Raw genomic sequence first — 20,272 nt, forward strand, 5'->3', positions numbered from 1 at the left:
CCCCTTTGGGGCGCGTCCAGTGCACGTACCTCAAGGGGCGCGGGGAACTGCGCGAGCAACCACAGCGCACCCGCACCCGGCGACGAGACGCAAGCCCCCCGCCCCCGACCCCGCCCCCGCCCAGTCAGCCCGCGACAAACGTGCCGGCGGCCTTGTCGTGCCAGCACTGGTGCCACGGCCGGTCGAAGAGGCACCAGGCGACGCCCACCACACCGACGACGAGAAGGCCGGGCACGCTGTAGACCAGCCAGCGGCGCAGCGCGGCGCCGAAGGACGGCGCCTCGTGGGCCTCGATGTCCCGTACCTCCAGGCCGAGCAGCCGCTTGCCCAGGGTGCGGCCCCACTTGGCGGTGGGCAGCGCCTCGTAGACGACGCCGAAGACGAGCAGCACGGCCAGCACGATCCCCAGGTACAGCGAGGTCGTGCCGTCGAGCAGCCAGACCGTGACCGTCTCGCCGGAGAGCTTCGCCTGGTCGATCTTGTCGTTGACGTGGTCGACCGCCTTGGTGCCGAGCGGTACGGCGGCCACGGCGGTGACGCCCGCGAGGACGACGGTGTCGATCAGCCGGGCGGCCAGCCGCTTGCCGAGACCGGCGGGCCGGGCCGCCGCCTGGCGCCGGGCGGCGGCCTGGAACACGTCATCGACCGGCGGCTTCCACGGCGCGACGGGCTGCTCCTCGCCGCCAGCCCCGGCCAGCCGGTGCACCTGCTGCGCCCACGAAGACTGACCGCCGCCGGGACCGGCCGCGACCGGCGCGGCGGGCTGCGGCGCGGGTGCCTGGTGAGGGGCGGGCGCCTGCGGGGGGACGGCCGGACCGGCCGGGCTCGCGGGCGCCTGCGGGGACGGAGCCTGCGGGGAGGCGGCCCGGGCGGCGGCCGCCTTCCCGGCGCCGAATCCGGGTCCGTCCGCACCGGCTCCACCGCCGGGCTGCGCGCCCGCGCGGGGCTTGACGGCGCGGAAGGTCATGGTGCCCTCGTCGTCATCGGCGCGAGACGCGGGCCCGGGAGCGGGAGCGGGGGCGGGGGCCGGGGCGGGCGACGGGGCCGGGGCGGGAGTGCCGCCCGCGGCCGGGGCGTCCTGCGGGCCCGCCGTCGGGCGGCGGAAGACGAAGGTGTTGCCGCCCCGGTCCTCCGCCTCGCCGGACGCGGGCTCCGCCGGGACGCCCGCCCGCGCGTCACCGGCACCGGCACCGGCACCGGCACCCGCGCCGGAACGCGCGTCGGCGGGGGCGGCCTCGGCGGGCGGCCCCTCCTGCCGGGCGTGCGGAATCCTCGGGTCGGTCCCCTGCGCCGGGCCCGGCCAGGCGACGGACCGGCCCGGGGCGTCCGGGTGGCCGGAGCGCTGGGCGCGGTCGGCGCCCCAGGCCGTCGCGGGTTCGGGACGGCTGCCGTGCTGGGACGCCGCGGGCGGCTGTTCCGCGACCGGGTCCTCGTCGAAGAAGTGCGGGCCGGTCTCCTCGACGGAGGCCGAGGCCGGCGCGCCGGGGGGCGGCACGAGCGACTCGCCGTCCTTCGGAGCGGGCCGACTGGTGCCCGACACCCAGGAGGCGCCGTTCCAGTACCGGACATATCCAGGAATGGACGGGTCCGGGTAATACCCTTCGCGGGGCCTGTCGTCGCCGGGGGCCGGGGTTGGGGCGCTCATGTCCGTCGTCCCGTATCTGCTCGGGGGTTGATAGAGGGGCACCAAACATCTATCAGACGGGCGCAATCCGCACCGCCGGTCCCGCCGGACCCACCCCTTTCCGGGCAACCTCGTGCATGGACCTTCACACCTGGGACAGAGGTGGTGGGAAAAAAGTTCCGCGAACCCGCGTAACGCTCGCGTCTCCGGCCGCTCTCACTCGTGCGGGCCCGCTCCGGGCGGCCCGTGCGGATCCGTACGAGAGAGGAACAACCCGCCATGCACCCCACCGTCGTGGAACGCGAACTGGAGCTGAGGCTCATCCTGTCCCCCGAACACGGCATCGCCGTGCCGGCCCTGCTCGGCTACCACACCGACGACCCCTACGCCGTGCACATCACCTTCCACATCGACTCCGGTCACCCGGTGCACTGGACGTTCGCGCGCGAACTCCTGGTGGAGGGGGTCTTCCGGCCGTCCGGGCACGGGGACGTGCGGGTGTGGCCGTCGAAGGCGGAGGGCCGCAGCGTCGTGCTGATGGCGCTGAGCAGCCCCGACGGGGACGCCCTCCTGGAGGCGCCCACCGCCCAGGTGTCCGCCTGGCTGGAGCGGACGCTGCGCGCCGTGCCGCCGGGCACCGAGGGCGGACAGCTCGGCATCGACGACGGACTGGCCGAACTGCTCGCCCGGTGAGCCCCGCCGCGGGTCAGAAGAGCTTGCCGGGGTTGAGGATGCCCAGCGGGTCGAAGACCTGCTTGACGGCCCGCTGCATCTCCAGTCCCACCGGGCCGATCTCGCGGGCCAGCCACTCCTTCTTCAGGACGCCCACGCCGTGCTCGCCGGTGATGGTGCCGCCCAGTTCCAGGCCCAGGGCCATGATCTCGTCGAAGGACTCGCGGGCCCGCCGCGACTCGTCGGGGTCCCGCGCGTCGAAGCAGACGGTGGGGTGGGTGTTGCCGTCGCCCGCGTGGGCGCAGACCCCGATGGTGAGGCCGTACTTCGCGGCGACGCGCTCGATGCCCTCCAGCATGTCGCCGAGCCGGGAGCGCGGCACGCACACGTCGTCGATCATCGTGGTGCCCTTGACCGCCTCCAGCGCCGTGAGGGACAGGCGCCGCGCCTGGAGGAGGAGTTCGGACTCGGCGGCGTCGTCGGCGGGCACCACCTGGGTGGCACCGGCGGCCTCGCACAGCGCGCCGACGGCGCCGAGGTCGGCGGCGGGGTCGTCGGTGTCGAAGGCGGCCAGCAGTAGGGCTTCCGTGGTCTCCGGCAGCCCCATGTGGGCGAGGTCGTTGACCGCCTTGACGGTTGTACGGTCCATCAGTTCGAGGAGGGACGGCACGTGGCCGCCCTCCATGATCCGGCAGACCGCGTCGCAGGCGGCGGACGCGGAGGCGAACTCGGCGGCCAGCACCAGCTGCTCGGGCGGCTTGGGGCGCAGCGCGAGCACGGCCCGCACGACGATGCCGAGGGAGCCCTCGGAGCCGACGAAGAGGCGGGTGAGGTCGTAGCCGGCGACGCCCTTGGCGGTGCGGCGGCCGGTGGACATCAGGCGGCCGTCGGCGAGGACGACGTCCAGACCGAGGACGTACTCGGCGGTCACCCCGTACTTGACGCAGCACAGGCCGCCGGAGGCGGTGCCGATGTTGCCGCCGATGGTGCACATCTCCCAGCTGGAGGGGTCCGGCGGGTAGTACAGGCCGTGTTCGTTCACCGCGCGGGAGAGCGTGGCGTTGACGACGCCCGGCTCGACGACGGCGACGCGGTCGACCGGGTTGATCTCCAGGATGCGGTCCATCCTGGTCAGGGAGAGCACGACGCAGCCGTCGGTGGCGTTGGCCGCGCCGGACAGCCCGGTGCGGGCGCCCTGCGGGACGACCGGGACGCGCAGCTCGGTGGCGGTGCGCATGACGTGCTGGACGTCCTCGACGGTGCGCGGCAGGACGACCACCGCGGGGACGCCGGACGGGCAGAAGCTCGCCATGTCGTGGGCGTAGGAGGCCGTGATGTCGGGGTCGGTGAGGACGGCCTCGACGGGCAGCCCGGCGAGCAGCCGCTCGACGAGGGGGCTGGTGACCGCCGGGGCTCCGTCGGCTGCGTCGGCTCCGTCGGCTCCGTCGGCTGCGTCTTGAGGCGCTTCGATACGGCTCATGATCACAGGGTTGCACCCGGGGCCATCGGTGTGAACCCCGTGGGCCCTGCCCGGCGCAAGCACGGTGTGCTCGTCATATGGGCGCACAGTGGGCGCCATGGAGATCGAACACGGGTGGCGTTCCCGCCGCACACGCCGGGTACTGATCGCCTCGGTCGCCGGAGCCGTCGTACTCGGCGGGGTCCTGGTGCTGCTGCCCCGGGAGGGGGACGACGCTCCCCCGCCCGCGCCGGGGCCCGCGGCGATGGCCCGGGGGGCGGTGACCACCGGGGTGCCGGCCGCGCTCCCTGACCTGGCGGTGCTGATCGGGGACCGGGAGTCGCACCTGCGGGCGCATCCGCTGGACGGGGCGTCGTGGGCGGTGCTGGGGGCGGCCTACGTCGAGCAGGGCCGCCGGACGGAGTCCTTCGCGAACTGGGCGAAGGCCGAGAAGGCGCTGAACGCCTCGCTGAAGGTGGGGGCGGAGCGCAACCCGCAGGCCCTTGAAGGGCTGGCGGCACTGGCCGTCGCGCGCCGGGACTTCCCCGCGGCGAAGAAGTGGGGCGAGCGCGCGGCCGAGGCGGCGCCGATGCGGTGGACGGCGCACGCGGTGCTGATCGACGCCTACACCGGGCTCGGCGACCACAAGGGCGTCGGCCGCGCCCTGGACCGGATGCTGGAGCTGCGGGCGGGCACACCGGCCGTGAAGGCGCGGGCCGCGGCCGTGTACCGGGACCGGGGCTGGCGGGAGGACGCGGCGGCGCAGATCTCCGACGCGGCGGCCGCGGCTCGGGCGCCGGCCGAGCGGGCCGCGTATCTGGAGCAGGCCGGGCGGCTGGCGTTCGAGCGCGGGGACCTCCAGGGAGCCCTGCGGTTCTTCCAGGAGGCGCTGCGCACCGATCCCGACCAGCGGGCGGCGCAGGCCGGGGAGGGCCGGGCGATGGCGGCGCTGGGCCGGACGACGGACGCGCTGACCGCGTACCAGGCGGCGCTGGCCAAGCGGCCGAGCCCCGAGTACGCCCTGGAGTTGGGCGAGCTGTACGAGTCGCTCGGGCTGGAGCAGGCCGCCCGGGTGCAGTACGACCTGTTGCGCGCGCGGGTGCGCGGCGCCCAGGCGGCCGGGGCCGACGAGGAGCTGGTGCTGGGGCGGTTCGAGGCGGACCACGGGGACCCGGCGGCCGCGGTGCGGCGGCTGCGGGCGGAGTGGGGGCGGCAGCCGGGGACCGCGGTCGCCGACGCGCTGGGCTGGGCGCTGCACCGCAGCGGTGAGCACGAGGAGGCGCTGGAGTTCGCCACCCTCGCAACGGACGGCGAGAAGGGCGGCGGGGTGCGCAGCGCGCTGTACGTGTTCCACCGGGGTGTGATCGAGAAGGAGCTGGAGCGGTACGGGCCCGCGCGGCGGCATCTGCGGGAGGCGCTGGTGATCAACCCGCACTTCTCGCCGCTGGGGGCGCGGGAGGCCGAGCGGGCGCTGAAGGAGCTGGGCGAGCCCTCGGAGGAGGGCCCGCCCAGCTGACGGGCCCGGTGGCGGCGGCGGTCAGAGGTTGCCGCGCTTCTCCTGCTCGCGCTCGATCGCCTCGAACAGGGCCTTGAAGTTGCCCTTGCCGAAGCCCATCGAGCCGTGCCGCTCGATCATCTCGAAGAAGACGGTCGGGCGGTCCTGGACCGGCTTGGTGAAGATCTGCAGCAGGTAGCCGTCCTCGTCCCGGTCGACGAGGATCTTCAGCTCCCGCAGGGTCTCGACCGGCACCCGGGTCTCGCCGGCCCACTCGCCGAGCGTGTCGTAGTACGAGTCGGGGGTGTCCAGGAACTGGACGCCGGCCGCGCGCATGGAGCGGACGGTCTGCACGATGTCGTTGGTGTTCAGCGCGATGTGCTGGACGCCGGCGCCGCCGTAGAACTCCAGGTACTCGTCGATCTGGGACTTCTTCTTGGCGATCGCGGGCTCGTTGATCGGGAACTTGACCTTGAGCGTGCCGTCGGCCACGACCTTCGACATCAGCGCGCTGTACTCGGTGGCGATGTCGTCGCCCACGAACTCCTTCATGTTCGTGAAGCCCATGACCTTGTTGTAGAAGCCGACCCACTCGTTCATCCGGCCGAGTTCGACGTTGCCGACGCAGTGGTCGACGGCCTGGAAGGTGCGCCGGGCGGGCGGCTCGACCATGGGGTCGGCGGCGGCGTAGCCGGGCAGGTAGGGGCCGTCGTAGCCGGTGCGCTCGACGAGCGTGTGGCGGGTCTCGCCGTAGGTGGCGATCGCGGCGAGGACGACGGTGCCGTGCTCGTCCTTGACCTCGTGGGGCTCGGCGAGCGAGCGGGCGCCGTGCTCGACGGCGTACGCGTGGGCGGCGCGGGCGTCCGGCACCTCGATGGCGAGGTCGACGACGCCGTCGCCGTGCTCGGCCACGTGCTGGGAGAGGAAGGTGCCCCACTCGGTGGACGGCTTGATCACCGAGGTGAACACGAAGCGGGCGGAGCCGCTCTCCAGGACGTAGCTCGCGGTCTCCCGGCTGCCGTTCTCCGGTCCGGAGTACGCGACCAGCTTCATGCCGAAGGCGGTGGAGTAGTAGTGCGCGGCCTGCTTGGCGTTGCCCACGGCGAAGACGACCGCGTCCATTCCCTTGACCGGGAAGGGATCGGCCTGCCGGGCGGTGTCGGGAGTGTGGTGTGTGGTCTGCGTCATAGCCGCAGGTTCTCCCCTGCCTGCAAGGTGCGCAATAGTTCGCGTTTTCAGTGGGCATTCTGACTAGTGAATCGCTGGGCGGTGCGGGCGATGTGTACAGGATGACCAGCGGGGCGACTAGCCGGGATGACCGGACGGGAGGGTGCGGGTATGGCCGGTGCGGCGGGTGCGGGGATCGATCGGCTGGACGGGCGGATCATCGGGCTGCTGGCCCGGGAGCCGCGGATCGGGGTGCTGGAGATGTCGCGTCGGCTCGGGGTCGCGCGGGGCACCGCGCAGGCCCGCCTCGACCGGCTTCAGTCGAACGGAGTCATCCGCGGCTTCGGTCCCGAGGTGGACCCGGCGGCCCTCGGCTACCCGGTCACCGCGTTCGCGACGCTGCAGATCCGGCAGGGTCAAGGGGCCGATGTCCGGGCGCACTTGGCGACGGTGCCGGAGGTGCTGGAGCTGCACACCACCACCGGCACCGGGGACATGCTGTGCCGTCTGGTGGCCCGCTCGAACGCCGATCTCCAGCGTGTGATCGACCTGGTCGTCGGTTTTGATGGCATCGTCCGGGCCTCCACGGCGATCGTCATGGAGAACCCCGTCCCGCTGCGGATCATCCCGCTGGTGGAGCAGGCGGCCGAGGACACCGGCAGAGGCGACTGAGACCGACCCGATCCCGGAGGTGAGCGGACGTGAACTTCTGGGACTTCCTGGGCAGCCGCCACCAGCAGCTGCTCGCGGACGCCTATCAGCACGCCAGCGCCGTCTTCCAGTGCATGGTGGTGGCGACGCTGCTCGGGGTGCTGATCGGCGTGGTCACCTACCGCAGCGAGTGGGCGGGCAACCTGGCGACCCTGTCCACGTCGACCATCCTGACCATCCCGTCGCTGGCCATGATCGGTCTGCTCATCCCGATCGTCGGTCTGGGCGTGCCGCCGACGGTGACGGCCCTGACCCTGTACGGGCTGCTGCCGATCGTCCGGAACTCGATCGTCGGCCTGCGCGGGGTCGACCCGGCGCTGGTGGACGCGGCCACGGGCATCGGGATGTCGCGCCCGGCCCGGCTGCTGCGGGTGGAGCTGCCGCTGGCCTGGCCGCCGATCCTCACCGGCATCCGGGTCTCGACGCAGATGCTGATGGGCATCGCCGCGATCGCCGCCTACGCCTCGGGTCCCGGCCTCGGCAACGAGATCTTCCGCGGCATCGCCTCGCTGGGCAGCAAGAACGCGCTCAACCAGGTGCTCGCGGGCACGCTCGGGATCATCGTCCTGGCGCTTCTGTTCGACGCCGCGTACGTCCTGCTCGGACGCCTGACCATTCCCAGGGGGATCCGTGCCTGAGACGACCGAGCCCACCACCGCGCCCGAGGGGAACGGTGCCACCACCCGGACCGCCACCGGGGCGACCATCGAGCTGGAGTCCCTCACCAAGCTCTACCCCGGCAACCCGCAGCCGGCCGTCGAGAACGTGTCGATGGAGATCAAGGCCGGCGAGACGGTGATCTTCGTCGGCCCGTCGGGCTGCGGGAAGTCCACCACCCTGAAGATGATCAACCGGCTGATCGAGCCCAGCGGCGGACGCATCCGCATCAACGGCGAGGACGTCACCGACATCGACCCGGTCAAGCTGCGCCGCAAGGTCGGCTACGCGATCCAGGCCTCCGGCCTCTTCCCGCACATGACCGTCGCCCAGAACATCGCCCTGGTGCCGCGGATGATCGGCTGGTCCAAGGCGCGGATCAGGTCGCGGGTGGAGGAGATGCTGGACCTGGTCGGCCTCGACGCCGGGGAGTTCCACAACCGCTATCCGCGCCAGCTCTCCGGCGGCCAGCAGCAGCGGGTGGGCGTGGCCAGGGCGCTGGCGGCGGATCCGCCCGTCCTGCTGATGGACGAGCCGTTCGGCGCGGTCGACCCGATCACCCGCGACCACCTCCAGGACGAGCTGATCCGGCTCCAGCACGAGCTGCACAAGACGATCGTCTTCGTCACCCACGACTTCGACGAGGCGATCAAGCTGGGCGACCGGATCGCCGTGCTGCGCGAACGCTCCCACATCGCGCAGTTCGACACCCCGGAGGCGATCCTCACCAACCCGGCGGACGACTTCGTCTCCGGCTTCGTGGGCGCGGGTGCGGCGCTGAAGCGGCTGAACCTGAGCCGGGTGCGGGACGTGGCGATCACCGACTACCCGACGGTGACCGTGGAGGACCCGCTCCAGCACATCTTCGACCGGCTCCGGGACGCGGGCACCAACGAGATCCTGCTCCTCGACCGGCGCGGCCGGCCCTACAAGTGGCTGCGGCGCGGCGACCTGATGCGGGCGCGGGGTTCGCTGGCGCGGGCCGGGACGCTGGTCCACGACACGGTGACCCGGGACGCGACGCTGCGGGACGCGCTGGAGGCGGTGCTCACCGACAACGCGGGGCGGGTCGCGGTGACCGGGCGGCGCGGGGAGTACACGGGCGTCGTCGACATGGAGACGCTGATGAACTCCGTGCACGAGCTGCTCGAGGCCGACCGGCTGGACGCGCTGGAGCACCAGCACGACCTGGAGGAGACCCGGACCGACCAGACCCATGCCGAGCAGGAGGGCTTCGGGGGGATCGGGGGCCGGGCATGAGCGGATCCTCCCGCTCCCCCGGCGGCCGGCGTCCGGGGGACGAGCCCGAGGCCGGCGGCGTGGCCTTCAGGGACGACGCCGGGGACGACGCCGGGAGCGACGCCGCGGATGAGGCGGAGCACGAGGCCGAGCGGGAGCCCGGGCGGGCGTCCCCCTCGGCGGCCCAGCTCCGGGTCGGCTGGCGGAAGCTGACCTTCCTGCCGGTGGCCGTGATCGCCGTACTGCTGGCGACCTGGCTGTGGTTCCGGCAGGCCGACCTGGACGCGCTCAGCCGGAACGCGCTGTCGAACGGCCAGGTCACCAAGGCACTGTGGCAGCATGTCCAGCTCACGGTGATCTCCACCTTCTTCGTGCTGATCATCGCGATCCCGCTGGGCATCCTGCTGACCCGGCGGATGTTCCGGAAGGCCACACCGGTGGCGATGGCGTTCGCCAACATGGGCCAGGCCACCCCCGCGATCGGCCTGCTCGCACTGCTGGTGATCTGGCTGGGCATCGGCCGCCGGGCAGCCCTGATCGGCATCATCATCTACGCGGTGCTGCCCGTGCTCTCCAACACCATCGCCGGCCTGAAGGCGAACGACCCGACACTCCTGGAGGCGGCCCGCGGCATCGGCATGTCCCCGATGGGCGTCCTCACCCGGGTGGAACTCCCCCTCGCCGTCCCCCTCATCCTGGCCGGCGTGCGCACGGCCCTCGTCCTGAACGTCGGTACGGCGACACTGGCGACCTTCGGCGGGGGCGGCGGCCTCGGCGTGCTCATCACCACCGGCATCACCAGCCAGCGGATGCCGGTGCTCGTACTCGGCTCGATCCTCACCGTGGCGCTGGCGCTGCTGGTGGACTGGCTGGCCTCGCTGGCGGAACTGCTGCTGCGGCCGCGGGGCCTGGAGGTGGGGACATGAGACGGCCCCGAGCCGGCGCCGTGAGCAGGCGTACGTGTCTGTTGCTGGCCGCGTCCGTCCTGGTGGCCTCCGCCGGGTGCGGGCTGACCAGCGGCTCCCCGATGGTCGACGACGTCGGGCCCGGCTCCATCGGGCAGGGCCGGCCGCTGGCGGACGCCGACCTCACGGTCACCTCCAAGGAGTTCACCGAGCAGCTGGTGCTGGGCGCGATCATGGGCATCGCCTTCGAGGCGGCCGGCGCGGAGGTACTCGACCGCACGGGCATCCAGGGCTCCGTCGGCACCCGGGCGGCGGTGGAGAACGGCGACGCGGACGCCACGTACGAGTACACGGGCACCGCCTGGATCACGTACCTGGGCAACAGCAAGCCGATCCCCGACCCCCGGCAGCAGTGGCAGGCGGTGAAGGACGCGGACGCGAAGAAGGGCCTGACCTGGCTGCCGCCGGCGCCGCTGAACAACACGTACGCGCTGGCGATGAACCAGGCGAACTACAAGAAGTACGGGACGAAGACGCTCTCCGAGGTCGCCCGGCTGTCGAAGTCGGACCCGGGCGCGGTGACGCTGTGCGTGGAGGGCGAGTTCGCCAACCGCGCGGACGGACTGCCGGGCCTGGAGAAGGCGTACGGGATGTCCCTGCCGGCCGGGAACATCACGCAGATGGACACCGGCATCATCTACACCCAGACCGCCAAGGGCGCCTGCACCTACGGCGAGGTCTACACCACAGACGGCCGGATCAAGTCGATGAACCTGGTGGTGATGGAGGACGACCGCAAGTTCTTCCCGAACTACAACGCGGCCCCCATGGTCCGCACCGCCACCCTGAAGGCCTGGCCGGCGATCGCCTCGGTCCTGAACCCGGTCACGAAGGCGCTGACCAACGACGTCGCGCAGACCCTGAACGCGAAGGTCGACGTGGACGGCGAGGATCCGCACCAGGTGGCGCTGGACTGGATGAAGGAGAAGGGGTTCGTGGTGGAGGGCTAGGTCCTCCTAACGGGTGCCCGGCCTCAGCAGGCGGGCACGCTGCCCTTGCCGCTCTCCAGGGCGGTCAGGGAGTCGACGGCACCCTTGAGGGTGGTGACCGGGATCAGCCGCAGCCCCTTGGGCAGCTCGGCCTGCGCGTCGGAGCACTCGGCTTTCGGTACGAGGAAGACGGTCGCCCCGTCCCGCCGCGCGGCCTGCGTCTTCAGCGGTACGCCGCCCACCGCGCCGACCTTCCCGCCGGTGGTGATGGTGCCGGTCCCGGCGACGACCTCGCCGCCGGTGAGATCGCCGGCGGCGAGCTTGTCGACGATGCCGAGGGAGAAGAGCAGCCCGGCGCTGGGCCCGCCGACGTCCTCCAGCCGCAGGTCGACGTCGATGTCCTCGTTACCGAGGCGAAGGTAGTCCAGGGCGGCCGTGGTCGCCGCGTCCTGCGACTCCTTCATCTGCTCCCGGTTGTACTGCTCGATCTCGCCCACGTCGTCGCCGCTCGGGTAGACGGCGTCGCGCGGCATCACGGCCCGGTCGGTGTCGAACCAGCTCCCGAGCACGTCCCCGAGGCGCACGCTCGCGTCCGGCCCGGTCGCCTCGATGGTCGTCATCCGCAACTGCCCGCTCGTCGCGTGCGTCGGCGCCCCCTTGATGGTGATCACCTCGGCCCCCTGGTTCTTCCCCAGCACGTCCGCCGTCAGCCCCGGCTGCGCCACGGAGAACGGCAACGGCGCGAACAGGGCGGCGGCCAGCAGCCCCACGACGGGGACACCGCAGGCGGCGAGGAACTGGGGACGGGAGAGACGTGAGAGCACGGGGTCAATCTAACGCGGGGGCGCTGCCGCTCGGGGTGGGGGCGGGGCGGCGGCGCCGGGGAGGGCCGGCCCTCCATGCCATTCCGCGGGATCGAGCACCGCGCCGACGAAGCCGTCCCCCTGCGTAACGATCAGATCCGGCTGCTCCACCAGTCGCACGATCCTGCCGGGATCGAATGCGCGGAACTCGAAGACGAAGTGCTCCGCGATCGCGGGCCGATCCAGCGGAAAGCCGTCGCGGTCGAGCCAGGAGTTCGCCCGCTCCGCACCCTGGCAGAGGACGGACACGAAGAGGGGGAAATGGTCCGCGTCCAGAAGCCGGTCCGCCTCCTGGATCACACCCACTATCCCACTGCCGCCCGTGACCTCCGCACACAGGTCGTCCAGACAGTCCACCAGTGCGTCCCAGTTGTTCCCGTAGTACCCGGGGAAGCGGAGCGCTTCGGCGAAGGACTGGTGGATCCCCGGCTCATCCAGAAGCCGACGGGAGTCGAAGTAGTAGCAACGACCCCCTTTCCCCTCCAATCCAGAAATTTGCTTCTGAACCACGGCGGACCCATGAGTCACGAAAACGACCCAGGGATCCGAAGTGTCAGTAATGTCAAAGTCGGCCATTCGTCGCCGCACCATCCAAGATGCGCATCACCGGATTCCTCGAACGAGCTTGTCCAGCGCAGCGTCCACAGTGTCTGCCAGCAACTCGACTTCGTCCATTCCGAGGTAGACCTTTCCGTCGTCCGCCACGGTCAGGTAGACATTCCCCTGAGAAATATCACCTACCGGGTACAGTTGAGCTTCGGCGTCCTCGCTGAGAGACTCGATGATTTCGAAATCCCACTTCGCCAGCGACGGATCCAGCCGGAACGGAATTCGCGCCGCATTTACCCCCGGCCCTCTCTCGCGCACCTCCAGGCCACCAAATTCACTGAGAAATTGCCGGGCGGCTTCGTGCATGACATAACCATCGTCAGCTTCACGCATGGCTAGTTCCCAGACGTCAGCGGAGACTGCCCGCCCCGGCCGCCAACCCGCCAACCGCAGTACGCGCTCCGTCTCGGGCGACCACCTGGGCGAACCATCAGGCCCTTGGGTGGCAACGAAGTCAGATGGCAACTCAAGGTGATCCCCCACGAGCACGAAGGGCAGTGGAGCATCGGTGCGCCGCTCTACCCCGAGCACTTCCAGCGCTGCGTAGGCGTGTCGCGCCAACAGTTCCGCGTGTTCGCCGACGTAGACAGAACCGTCGGAGGCCATCGCCAGGCAGCTCTCCCCGTCGTCCACGCGACCGACGGGATACAGAGGAGTGCCTACGCTGTCACTCATGCGAAGGACGACCTCGCGGATCTTTGCGGCCCCCTCGCGGTCCGTGTTGGCATCGCAGGGATCCAGCCTGAACGGAGATTGCGGCATCAGCGGACCGGGAGTCCAAGCGGCCGTCGACAAGCCAGCGAACTCGCCGAGGAACTCCCTCGCCGCATCGTGCATTTCGAGTCCACTGAACTCCCTAAGAGGGATTTCATACTTGCCAAGTGGAACAGACCGACCGGGATACCATCCGGCCGACCGCAGGACTCGGTAGGTCAAAGGCGACCACTCTTCGGGAATCTCTTCGCTCTTCATCACGTCACCGCCGTGGTCGCCAGTTACTCAGGTGCGTTCTTGCAAGAATCTGTGCGTGCCGACGCGGTCCCCTCGCCCTGGGTCGTCGTACTCGTAGCTGATGTCCCTCGCCCGTCGGGAGATACACGCGACCGCGGGGGACGGCGGCGCGCTCATCGCACCTGCTCCATGAAGCGTTCAAACTCGGCGACAGCATGCTGCAGGTCCTCACGACCGGGATCGTCCGGCGGGAGCTGGTGCAGATGCGCGTCGGCGAACCGCTTGGCCGCGACATGAACGGCGGCGGCAACATCCGCGGCGGGCGAGTGGTCAACGAGCGATCCCTGGTAGGTCGTGTCGACAGACCCGTTCCGCCCTCGCGTGAATGTGAGCGAAAACGAAGAATCGACCGCCGCCGACTCGTACGAGCGCTGTTTCCCGGCCAGAAACGGACGCAGGCCGTCGAGAAGCAGGGGCACCGTAAGGTAGATCATCATCGCCCCATCGGGACCGCGGTCGCGTGAACTCACTGACCCGTTGCTTCCTCGGACATCAATATGCCCGAGATCGAAACCGGACGGGGGAGGTGTCTCGGCCTCGTCCACGGAGAATTCGAACTCCATCGAGCAGAGTCCTTCCTAGGTCAGACAGCGGTCTTGTCAACGGGGAAAAAGGTGATGATGTTGTTTCCGTCGTGGGAATCGACCGTCACCTGGAAGCGTGCATACATGCCGTTGACCTTCATCCTCTTCTGGAAGTTCTGGATGCGCCTGCCGGGGTCAGAGATCCTCGTCCCGTTGCGCACGGCTTTCTTCGCCGCAGCGTGCACCTGTTCCCGGGTCGTCCCGGGCGGAAGCATGTCTGCGTGCTTGGTCGACGGGTTCGTTCCCGTGATGTGCCGGCTCTCGATGTGCAGCCAGCCCTTCTTGAGGTCGCCCGTCTCAAGGCGAGGTCGCTTACGGCACAGCGCAAGGCCGAACGGATCGATCCATACTGTGGGGTTGGGGGCGTACCAGGCGGGGTTCGGTCCACCGCCCAGCCCCAGAGGGTCCAGACTGCAATAACGCCCGAGGCCGGGGTCGTAGTAACGGAAATAGTTGTAATGCAGTCCGCTCTCGGAATCGTGATACTGCCCGGGGAAGCGCAGGGGACACTCGATCCTGCCTCCAGAACCGACCGTGGGAACGCCCCAGAGCGTGGTGCGCAGCCGCCAATCGATTTCCCCGTCAGGACTTACGAGTTCAGTCGGCGCACCGATGAGGTCCGTGATGATGGCGTAGAATCGGGTGTCGATATCATCTTGCGACGTGGTGGCGGTGTATCGCCTTTCGGACTGCACCAATGGCTCGCCCGTATGGGGCGACCAGTCCCAGGTCACAGCACGCTTTTCGAGAGTCGACGTCTGTTCAGCCAGTTCGGTGCCGTCCCAGGTAAAATCGATCCGGGCCGATGGGGTGCCCTCGTCGCCCATGAGGTGCTTGCCGATACGCCTGCCGAACCCGTCGTACAGATAGCGCCAGCAGGAACCGTCAGGCGTTACGACCTCTCGCAACTGGTCTTGATCGCCCCAGCCGTACTTCCATACTCGGGATCCGCCGGAGAGCAAGCGGGTCCTTCGCCTCGTGATCCGCCCTTGGGCGTCGTACTCGTACGCAGTCCGACCTGCCATGCGTACGCCAAGCGGACCAAAGTCGCGGTCACCGGCCGCAGCGTGCGCGCCATCCCCTGTGGGTGTCGACGGCCAGTCACCGCGAATGAGGTCGCCGGCTGCGTCGTAGGCATACTGTTCTGTCCACCCTTGGGCACGGACTGCGGTGATGCGTGATTCCGCATCGAGATCGAACTGCCGACGTCCGCTGACACTGTCGATGACCTCGACGGGGTGATCGTCCGCGCGATAGTGGTAACGCCGTTGCAAGGGGGACTGCCCTCCCTGAACGCCGGCAAGGCTCTGTTCGACCAGCCGATCGTGTCCGTCCCAGCTCTGGGACAAGATCATGCGCCCGACACGACGCTCCGCTTCTCTCCCAGCCGCGTCGTAACGGACGGCGAGCGACTGCCCGGCTGCGTGCAAGGCCGTCGGCCGGTCTGCCGCGTCGTACTCCCAGACGCTGTGTGCTCCGTCAGGCGTGAGACGGCGAATGCGTCTTCCCAGCACGTCATAGCCGTTGCGCAGTGTGCGTCCGTTGCACGATTCAGCCACGACTCGCCCGAGCATGTCACGCTCAAGGGTGACGATCGCATCAGAATTCTCCGCCGTCACCGTACGACCGAGGGCGTCATAGGCATACCTGGCAACTCCCTCCCCGCTGCGCTGTTCGACGATGTTGCCCAACAGGTCACGGAGATAGTGGGTGGTCTGCCCCAGCGCGTTCGTACGAGTCACGAGCTGGTTCGCGGCGTCGTACGTGTATTCGAGGGTGCGGCCGAAGAAATCACTCTCTCCCACCAGGTTGCCCAGGGCGTCATACGCGTAGCACCACTCACGGCCCCGCCCATCTGTCACGGAGGTCAGCCTGAGCTCTGTGTCATGCCGGAAGGTCAGCCGGGTGCCGTCCGGTTGTGTGCGGGAGGCGAGTAGACCAAAGTGCGTGTACTCGGAAGTGGTGATCCCTCCCACCGCATCGCGGTGCTCTGTTTCATTTCCTTCACCGTCGTAGGTCCACTGCTCGCGTGCACCGTCCGGGGCGGTACGCCACGCCATCAATCCTTCCGTCGTCCAACCGTAGCGAGTGACGTCACCCCTCGCGTCAGTCGTGGACTCGGTCCGCCCGAAGGAGTCGTACGTGAACCGAGTTACTGCTCCGAGGGCATCGCGGTGAGAGATGACTCGGCCAGCATGGTCGTACGCGTAGTGCCGCTCATGGCCCAACGCATTCGTGGCAGTGAGCAGTTGTCCGGCTTCCCCGTAGGCGTAACTGGTGGTGGCACCGACCGGGTCTGTGACGGCGATCAGATTGCCGGCTGCGTCGTAGTCGAAGTACCACTCAGCCCCATCCGCCTCAATGACGCGTTCCGGGAGTCCGAGGCTGCTGAGTTCCGCTACCGTCCGACGTCCGTCGGGACGGACTACGGCCCGGAGATTGCCACGCGCGTCGTACGCAAAGCGGGTTGTGCGGCCCAGGGCGTCCGTCTCCGCCAGTATGCGGTCGTCCACGTCCCGCTCAGTCGTAGTGCTCTGCCCCAGCGCGTCCACTTCGCGAACAATTCGAAGGTTCTTGTTGTACTGGAAGGTCGTAGCCCATCCCAGCGAGTCGTGGTGAATGGTTTCCCCGGCCACGGTGTCGTAGTGGAATGTGCCGCTCTGGTAGCCGTCAGAACCGACGGTCCGGACACAACGACCGTGAGTGTCGTACTCGTACCGGTAGTCGGTTCCGTTGCGGTCCCGCCACCCGACAATGCGGTGCCAGTCGTCGTACGAAAGCGTCAGGGGCCGTCCCGCAGAGTCGGAGACCTCTGAAAGATTGCCACGGTCGTCGTAGCGGTAGCGGCAGATCACGGGCGCCGCGGGGTCGCTATCCAGTCGCAACGCCGTGACACGCCGGTCCGAGACCTCAATTCCCACTCGGTAGCCGTTCTCACGGACGACCGCTCGCGGCGTCCCGTCCGCTTCGTGCTCAAGCGTGATCGAATTTCCGTTGCGGTCAGTGATCCCCGTCAGGCGCAGTTCCGCCAACGGCAGGCCGGACAGCGCTCGAAACCGATAGGTCTCTCCGTCGCTCGGGCGCAGCACCTGCATTTCACCGCCTGGGCCGTCGGGCCACGTTAACGGCCACTTCGGTCCTGCGACGGGAAGTACCGACGAGTCTGCTTCCGGCACCGGGTACTGCAGGACCATGCCGTCCGCAGTCACCAGACGGACGCCGTCGGGGTCAAGCAGCAGTCTCTCATCCAGAAGGGAACCCCAAGAGGGCCCGAACCACTGCCCGCCACGGAACGAGGAGCAATGGTGGCGCTCAAAGGTGAGGGGAAGAGTGCCCAGGAGTTCCACATCCACGGCTGACGCGACCATGTCGCCGGTCACCACGTCGACTGGGTCGCTCTTGCATACTCGCTCGGCCATCATCTGCGCTTGGCGGCGGAGCTTCCCCATGCCTCCGCGCACGGCCGTGGCCATTCCCTTGAGTCCGGTCTTGCCAAGCGCCTTGAGCCCCTTGGCAAGTCCTCCCAGGGAGGTCAGCCCCTTCATGCCGGGTATGCAGTCAAGAGCCGCCAGCCCCACATCCCATAGGGATGCCTGGCCCTTGCTGTATTTGTAGAGCGTGTCCGCGAGCACGACCAGGGCGGCGACCAGCACGATCGCGCCCAGGATCGGGCCGCCGATGATCATCGCGACGATGCCCACGATCGCGACGACCACCTTGCAGACCGCGACGATCGTGTCCCAGTTGTCGGAGAACCAGTCGCCCACGTCCTCCCACCACGACCGGTTCTGAATACCCGCGTCCGACGCCTCGTCGATCTTGTTCTTCGCGTCCCGGGCCGCGTCCTCACGCATCTTGCGCGCGTCCTCGGCCATCTTCTTCGCCGCGTCCAGCGCGCTCTGCGCCGAGTCGACCGCCGACTGCGCGTTCGTCTGCGCCGTCTTCGCGTGCTGCGCGTCACGCGTGGCGGCGCGGACCTTCGCCTCGTCCGGCTTGTCCCCGTCCGACTTGCTGCCCGTCGGATCGTCCTTGTACTTGTCCGCCTCCTTCGTCGCCCGCGTCACCCACGAGTCCGCCGACGACAGCTTCGACTGCGCGGAGGTCAGGTCCTGGCGGGCTTCGCGGGCTTTGGCGAGGGCCTTGTCGGCCAGGGCCTGGGCGCGCTCCAGCTTCGGCCAGAAGTCCGCGAGCGCGTCGCCGCACATCCCGTACGACTTCTCGAGCTTCTTCAGGTTCTTCGGGACGCCGGAGAACTCCTCCTTGAAGACCGTCGCCGACTTGCCCGCCCACTCCGCGAGCGTGCCCTCCCCCGCCATGCCCTTGACCAGACGCAGCGCCTCGGACACGTCGTCCGCGAAATCGTGCAACGTCTTCGCGAGCGTGCGGACGCGTTGCGGGTCGCCCGGGGTCGGGTCCTTGTCCAGGTCCAGGACATGCCAGTCACTCGGCCTGTGGCCCACCATCACGCAACCCCCGTCGACGCACGCACATCAGCAACAACCGTATGCACAAGTGAACTTACAAGGTGCGAGTGTTCGAGTGGAAGGTGAGCCGGGTTCAGGCGGACGGCCGGAGGTCCAGCTCGGCCCGGACCGTCTTGCCGGGCAGCGCGACGCCCCGTGAGACGCGGTCCACCACCTCCCAGCGGTCGGCGAGGGCGTCGACCAGGAGCAGGCCCCGGCCGGTGTCGGTCAGCGGGATCAGGGGCGGCGCTTCCCCGCGTGCGGGTGGCCTGCGTTCGGCCCGGGTGTCGGAGACCTCGATGTGGAGGTGGACGTGCGGGGCGTGGATGAGGCGCAGTTCGAAGTCGCGGCCCGGGACTCGGCCGTGGGTCACGGCGTTGGCCGCCAGCTCCGCGGCGATGAGGGTGGCGGCGTCGGAGAGGGCGGTCCTGTACGGGATGCCCCACGCGTGGAGCTGGGTGGCCGTGAGGTGCCGGGCGAGACGGGCGCCGAGTGGGGTGGATCTGAAGCGCTGGGTGAACATACGTACAGTTACTGGCAGTTGGTGGGGCGGGAGTGACGTCATGGGGTCACCGTGGCGTTCGGCCGCGTACTTCACCAGGTCAGCCACTCGTACGCTCCGTCAGCGTACGAGTACGAAGAGTGGACAGTGGTGGTGAAGGGCTGTAAGCCTGGGCGTCTTCAAAGTGTGCGGCGGGGAGAGCGTGCGGAAGGTGGCCGCCATGGCGGACGGTGCGGTGGATGCGGGCGTGGTCGGCGGGGGCGTTGAGCCCGATGTGTCCGACAGCCTCAGGACGTTCGGGGCGGTGGTCCAGGGCTTCCGGAAGCGGGCCGGGATGACGCAGGAGGAGTTGGCCGAGCGGGTTCGGTACTCCGTGCAGACCGTGGCATCGGTTGAGCAGGGGCGGCGGTTTCCCACGGCGGAGTACGTACGGCGGGCCGAGGACGTGCTGGATGCGGCCGGAATCCTCAGTGGGGCCGTGCGGCATCTGTCGCGGCAGCCGGGGCTCGCGAGTTGGTTTCGGCAGTGGGCTGGGCTGGAGGCCGCCGCCATCAGCCTCAGTACGTATGAATGCCGACTGGTCCCGGGTCTGTTGCAGACAGAGGCGTATGCGCGCACGCTTTTCGAGAATCAGTTGCCTCCTCTGAGCGATGAACAGATCGAGGCACGATGGGTGGCGAGGACGGAACGGCAGAAGCTGCTGCGGGAGCGGCCGAACACGGCGTTCAGCTTCATCGTTGAGGAGCATTTGTTCCTGCGCCGCACGGGCGGAGCAGATGCGACCCGGCAACTGATCGACCACGTAATGGAGCTGGCAGCTCTGCGCAATGTCGAAGTGCAGGTGATGCCGCTGGTGCGGGCGGCTCATGTCGGCCTGGCCGGTCCCATGCAACTGCTGGAGACCCCCGAGGCCCGCTGGTTCGCCTACAACGAGGTCCAGCGCGGAGGCCTGTTCGTCTCCGACCCGAAGGAAGTGAGCGTCCTCCAGATGAGGTATGCCAGGATGCGCTCACAGGCTCTCTCACTCGAAGACTCCCTGGGCCTGTTGCAGGAGATGCGAGGAGCCCGATGAGCAGCACTGAGCTGGCATGGTTCAAGAGCAGCTACAGCAGCAGCGGAGACGGTGACTGCGTGGAAGTGGCTGTCGCCTGGTTCAAGAGCAGCTACAGCAGCGGCGGGGACGGAGACTGCGTCGAGGTCGCCGCATGTCCCGCCAGCATCCACGTCCGCGATACCAAGGACCGGCGTGGCCCCCAGCTCGCCCTCTCCCCCGCCGCCTGGCGCGACTTCGTCGCCTACGCCTCGCACGGCTGAGGCGAGGC

At 69.4% G+C, this 20,272-nt stretch carries 18 protein-coding genes; 9 read left to right on the forward strand and 9 right to left on the reverse strand.

The annotated features are described in order from the left end of the window. Positions 1 to 124: 124 nt before the first annotated feature. Entirely contained in the window at positions 125 to 1,645 is a 1,521-nt protein-coding gene (locus ACFW01_RS31075) for an RDD family protein (RefSeq protein ID WP_384509200.1), read from the reverse strand. 258 nt (positions 1,646 to 1,903) lie between these two features. On the opposite strand from ACFW01_RS31075, the gene ACFW01_RS31080 reads away from it, so the two are divergent. Then, positions 1,904 to 2,317 carry an SsgA family sporulation/cell division regulator gene (locus ACFW01_RS31080; protein WP_234959550.1) on the forward strand — a complete coding sequence of 138 codons (414 nt, stop codon included), beginning with the start codon at positions 1,904 to 1,906 and terminating at the stop codon, positions 2,315 to 2,317. Between the two features lie 13 nt (positions 2,318 to 2,330). Here the strand turns inward: ACFW01_RS31080 and ACFW01_RS31085 are convergent, their stop codons facing one another. Continuing rightward, positions 2,331 to 3,782, reverse strand: a complete 1,452-nt coding sequence (locus ACFW01_RS31085) for an FAD-binding oxidoreductase (RefSeq protein ID WP_384509203.1) — start codon at positions 3,780 to 3,782, stop codon at positions 2,331 to 2,333. Between the two features lie 91 nt (positions 3,783 to 3,873). Between ACFW01_RS31085 and ACFW01_RS31090 the strand changes: the two genes are divergently transcribed. Beyond that, positions 3,874 to 5,271 carry a tetratricopeptide repeat protein gene (locus ACFW01_RS31090; protein WP_234959548.1) on the forward strand — a complete coding sequence of 466 codons (1,398 nt, stop codon included), beginning with the start codon at positions 3,874 to 3,876 and terminating at the stop codon, positions 5,269 to 5,271. A gap of 21 nt (positions 5,272 to 5,292) precedes the next feature. Here ACFW01_RS31090 and hppD read toward each other — a convergent pair whose 3' ends face one another. After that, the gene (gene hppD / locus ACFW01_RS31095) at positions 5,293 to 6,438 is read right to left on the reverse strand and encodes a 4-hydroxyphenylpyruvate dioxygenase (RefSeq protein WP_161330850.1); all 1,146 of its coding nucleotides are present in this window, start codon (positions 6,436 to 6,438) and stop codon (positions 5,293 to 5,295) included. A 150-nt stretch (positions 6,439 to 6,588) separates the two neighbouring features. Here hppD and ACFW01_RS31100 point away from each other — a divergent pair, with 150 nt between their 5' ends. From ACFW01_RS31100 to ACFW01_RS31120, 5 genes are read left to right on the forward strand one after another with little or no spacing between them, the layout of a single operon-like run. Next, the gene (locus ACFW01_RS31100; protein WP_161330856.1) at positions 6,589 to 7,089 is read left to right on the forward strand and encodes an Lrp/AsnC family transcriptional regulator; all 501 of its coding nucleotides are present in this window, start codon (positions 6,589 to 6,591) and stop codon (positions 7,087 to 7,089) included. Positions 7,090 to 7,118: 29 nt separating this feature from the next. Continuing rightward, a complete protein-coding gene (locus ACFW01_RS31105) occupies positions 7,119 to 7,766 on the forward strand; it encodes an ABC transporter permease (protein WP_234959547.1) in 648 nt (215 codons plus the stop codon). After that, positions 7,759 to 9,045, forward strand: a complete 1,287-nt coding sequence (locus tag ACFW01_RS31110; protein WP_384509208.1) for a betaine/proline/choline family ABC transporter ATP-binding protein — start codon at positions 7,759 to 7,761, stop codon at positions 9,043 to 9,045. Before ACFW01_RS31105 ends, ACFW01_RS31110 begins: the two co-directional genes overlap by 8 nt. Then, the gene (locus ACFW01_RS31115; protein ID WP_384509210.1) at positions 9,042 to 9,950 is read left to right on the forward strand and encodes an ABC transporter permease; all 909 of its coding nucleotides are present in this window, start codon (positions 9,042 to 9,044) and stop codon (positions 9,948 to 9,950) included. Before ACFW01_RS31110 ends, ACFW01_RS31115 begins: the two co-directional genes overlap by 4 nt. Next, on the forward strand, positions 9,947 to 10,939 hold the full coding sequence (locus tag ACFW01_RS31120) for a glycine betaine ABC transporter substrate-binding protein (RefSeq protein WP_234959545.1): 993 nt from the start codon (positions 9,947 to 9,949) through the stop codon (positions 10,937 to 10,939). Before ACFW01_RS31115 ends, ACFW01_RS31120 begins: the two co-directional genes overlap by 4 nt. 23 nt (positions 10,940 to 10,962) lie before the next feature. Here ACFW01_RS31120 and ACFW01_RS31125 read toward each other — a convergent pair whose 3' ends face one another. The 6 genes from ACFW01_RS31125 to ACFW01_RS31150 all read right to left on the reverse strand — a co-directional run bounded on the left by ACFW01_RS31125 (position 10,963) and on the right by ACFW01_RS31150 (position 19,013). Further along, positions 10,963 to 11,742 carry a S16 family serine protease gene (locus ACFW01_RS31125; RefSeq protein ID WP_384509213.1) on the reverse strand — a complete coding sequence of 260 codons (780 nt, stop codon included), beginning with the start codon at positions 11,740 to 11,742 and terminating at the stop codon, positions 10,963 to 10,965. 9 nt (positions 11,743 to 11,751) lie between these two features. Next, positions 11,752 to 12,357, reverse strand: coding sequence for a barstar family protein (locus ACFW01_RS31130; RefSeq protein WP_384509216.1), 606 nt, complete (start codon positions 12,355 to 12,357; stop codon positions 11,752 to 11,754). A 27-nt stretch (positions 12,358 to 12,384) separates the two neighbouring features. Next, the gene (locus tag ACFW01_RS31135) at positions 12,385 to 13,362 is read right to left on the reverse strand and encodes an SUKH-3 domain-containing protein (RefSeq protein ID WP_384509219.1); all 978 of its coding nucleotides are present in this window, start codon (positions 13,360 to 13,362) and stop codon (positions 12,385 to 12,387) included. 152 nt (positions 13,363 to 13,514) lie between these two features. Further along, on the reverse strand, positions 13,515 to 13,964 hold the full coding sequence (locus ACFW01_RS31140; protein WP_234959541.1) for a hypothetical protein: 450 nt from the start codon (positions 13,962 to 13,964) through the stop codon (positions 13,515 to 13,517). A 20-nt stretch (positions 13,965 to 13,984) separates the two neighbouring features. Beyond that, positions 13,985 to 18,448 (reverse strand): RHS repeat-associated core domain-containing protein, encoded by a 4,464-nt coding sequence (locus ACFW01_RS31145; RefSeq protein WP_384509272.1) that lies wholly within the window; start codon positions 18,446 to 18,448, stop codon positions 13,985 to 13,987. Between the two features lie 94 nt (positions 18,449 to 18,542). Further along, positions 18,543 to 19,013, reverse strand: coding sequence for an ATP-binding protein (locus ACFW01_RS31150; RefSeq protein ID WP_234961183.1), 471 nt, complete (start codon positions 19,011 to 19,013; stop codon positions 18,543 to 18,545). Positions 19,014 to 19,170: 157 nt separating this feature from the next. On the opposite strand from ACFW01_RS31150, the gene ACFW01_RS31155 reads away from it, so the two are divergent. Beyond that, positions 19,171 to 20,022, forward strand: a complete 852-nt coding sequence (locus ACFW01_RS31155) for a helix-turn-helix transcriptional regulator (protein ID WP_234961118.1) — start codon at positions 19,171 to 19,173, stop codon at positions 20,020 to 20,022. Further along, entirely contained in the window at positions 20,019 to 20,264 is a 246-nt protein-coding gene (locus ACFW01_RS31160; RefSeq protein ID WP_234961119.1) for a DUF397 domain-containing protein, read from the forward strand. The genes ACFW01_RS31155 and ACFW01_RS31160 overlap by 4 nt, the downstream gene beginning before the upstream one ends. Positions 20,265 to 20,272: the final 8 nt, after the last annotated feature.

It is taken from the genome of Streptomyces sp. NPDC058985 (assembly GCF_042740985.1).
In the GTDB taxonomy this organism is placed as follows: domain Bacteria; phylum Actinomycetota; class Actinomycetes; order Streptomycetales; family Streptomycetaceae; genus Streptomyces.

What these genes read in the sequence shown, in the direction of transcription:
- ACFW01_RS31075 (WP_384509200.1), bottom strand. Translation starts at nt 1,645, where the DNA reads ATGAGCGCCCCAACCCCGGCCCCCGGCGACGACAGGCCCCGCGAAGGG.
- ACFW01_RS31080 (WP_234959550.1), top strand. Translation starts at nt 1,904, where the DNA reads ATGCACCCCACCGTCGTGGAACGCGAACTGGAGCTGAGGCTCATCCTG.
- ACFW01_RS31090 (WP_234959548.1), top strand. Translation starts at nt 3,874, where the DNA reads ATGGAGATCGAACACGGGTGGCGTTCCCGCCGCACACGCCGGGTACTG.
- hppD (WP_161330850.1), bottom strand. Translation starts at nt 6,438, where the DNA reads ATGACGCAGACCACACACCACACTCCCGACACCGCCCGGCAGGCCGAT.
- ACFW01_RS31100 (WP_161330856.1), top strand. Translation starts at nt 6,589, where the DNA reads ATGGCCGGTGCGGCGGGTGCGGGGATCGATCGGCTGGACGGGCGGATC.
- ACFW01_RS31115 (WP_384509210.1), top strand. Translation starts at nt 9,042, where the DNA reads ATGAGCGGATCCTCCCGCTCCCCCGGCGGCCGGCGTCCGGGGGACGAG.
- ACFW01_RS31120 (WP_234959545.1), top strand. Translation starts at nt 9,947, where the DNA reads ATGAGACGGCCCCGAGCCGGCGCCGTGAGCAGGCGTACGTGTCTGTTG.
- ACFW01_RS31130 (WP_384509216.1), bottom strand. Translation starts at nt 12,357, where the DNA reads ATGGCCGACTTTGACATTACTGACACTTCGGATCCCTGGGTCGTTTTC.
- ACFW01_RS31135 (WP_384509219.1), bottom strand. Translation starts at nt 13,362, where the DNA reads ATGAAGAGCGAAGAGATTCCCGAAGAGTGGTCGCCTTTGACCTACCGA.
- ACFW01_RS31140 (WP_234959541.1), bottom strand. Translation starts at nt 13,964, where the DNA reads ATGGAGTTCGAATTCTCCGTGGACGAGGCCGAGACACCTCCCCCGTCC.
- ACFW01_RS31145 (WP_384509272.1), bottom strand. Translation starts at nt 18,448, where the DNA reads ATGGTGGGCCACAGGCCGAGTGACTGGCATGTCCTGGACCTGGACAAG.
- ACFW01_RS31150 (WP_234961183.1), bottom strand. Translation starts at nt 19,013, where the DNA reads ATGACGTCACTCCCGCCCCACCAACTGCCAGTAACTGTACGTATGTTC.
- ACFW01_RS31155 (WP_234961118.1), top strand. Translation starts at nt 19,171, where the DNA reads ATGGCGGACGGTGCGGTGGATGCGGGCGTGGTCGGCGGGGGCGTTGAG.
- ACFW01_RS31160 (WP_234961119.1), top strand. Translation starts at nt 20,019, where the DNA reads ATGAGCAGCACTGAGCTGGCATGGTTCAAGAGCAGCTACAGCAGCAGC.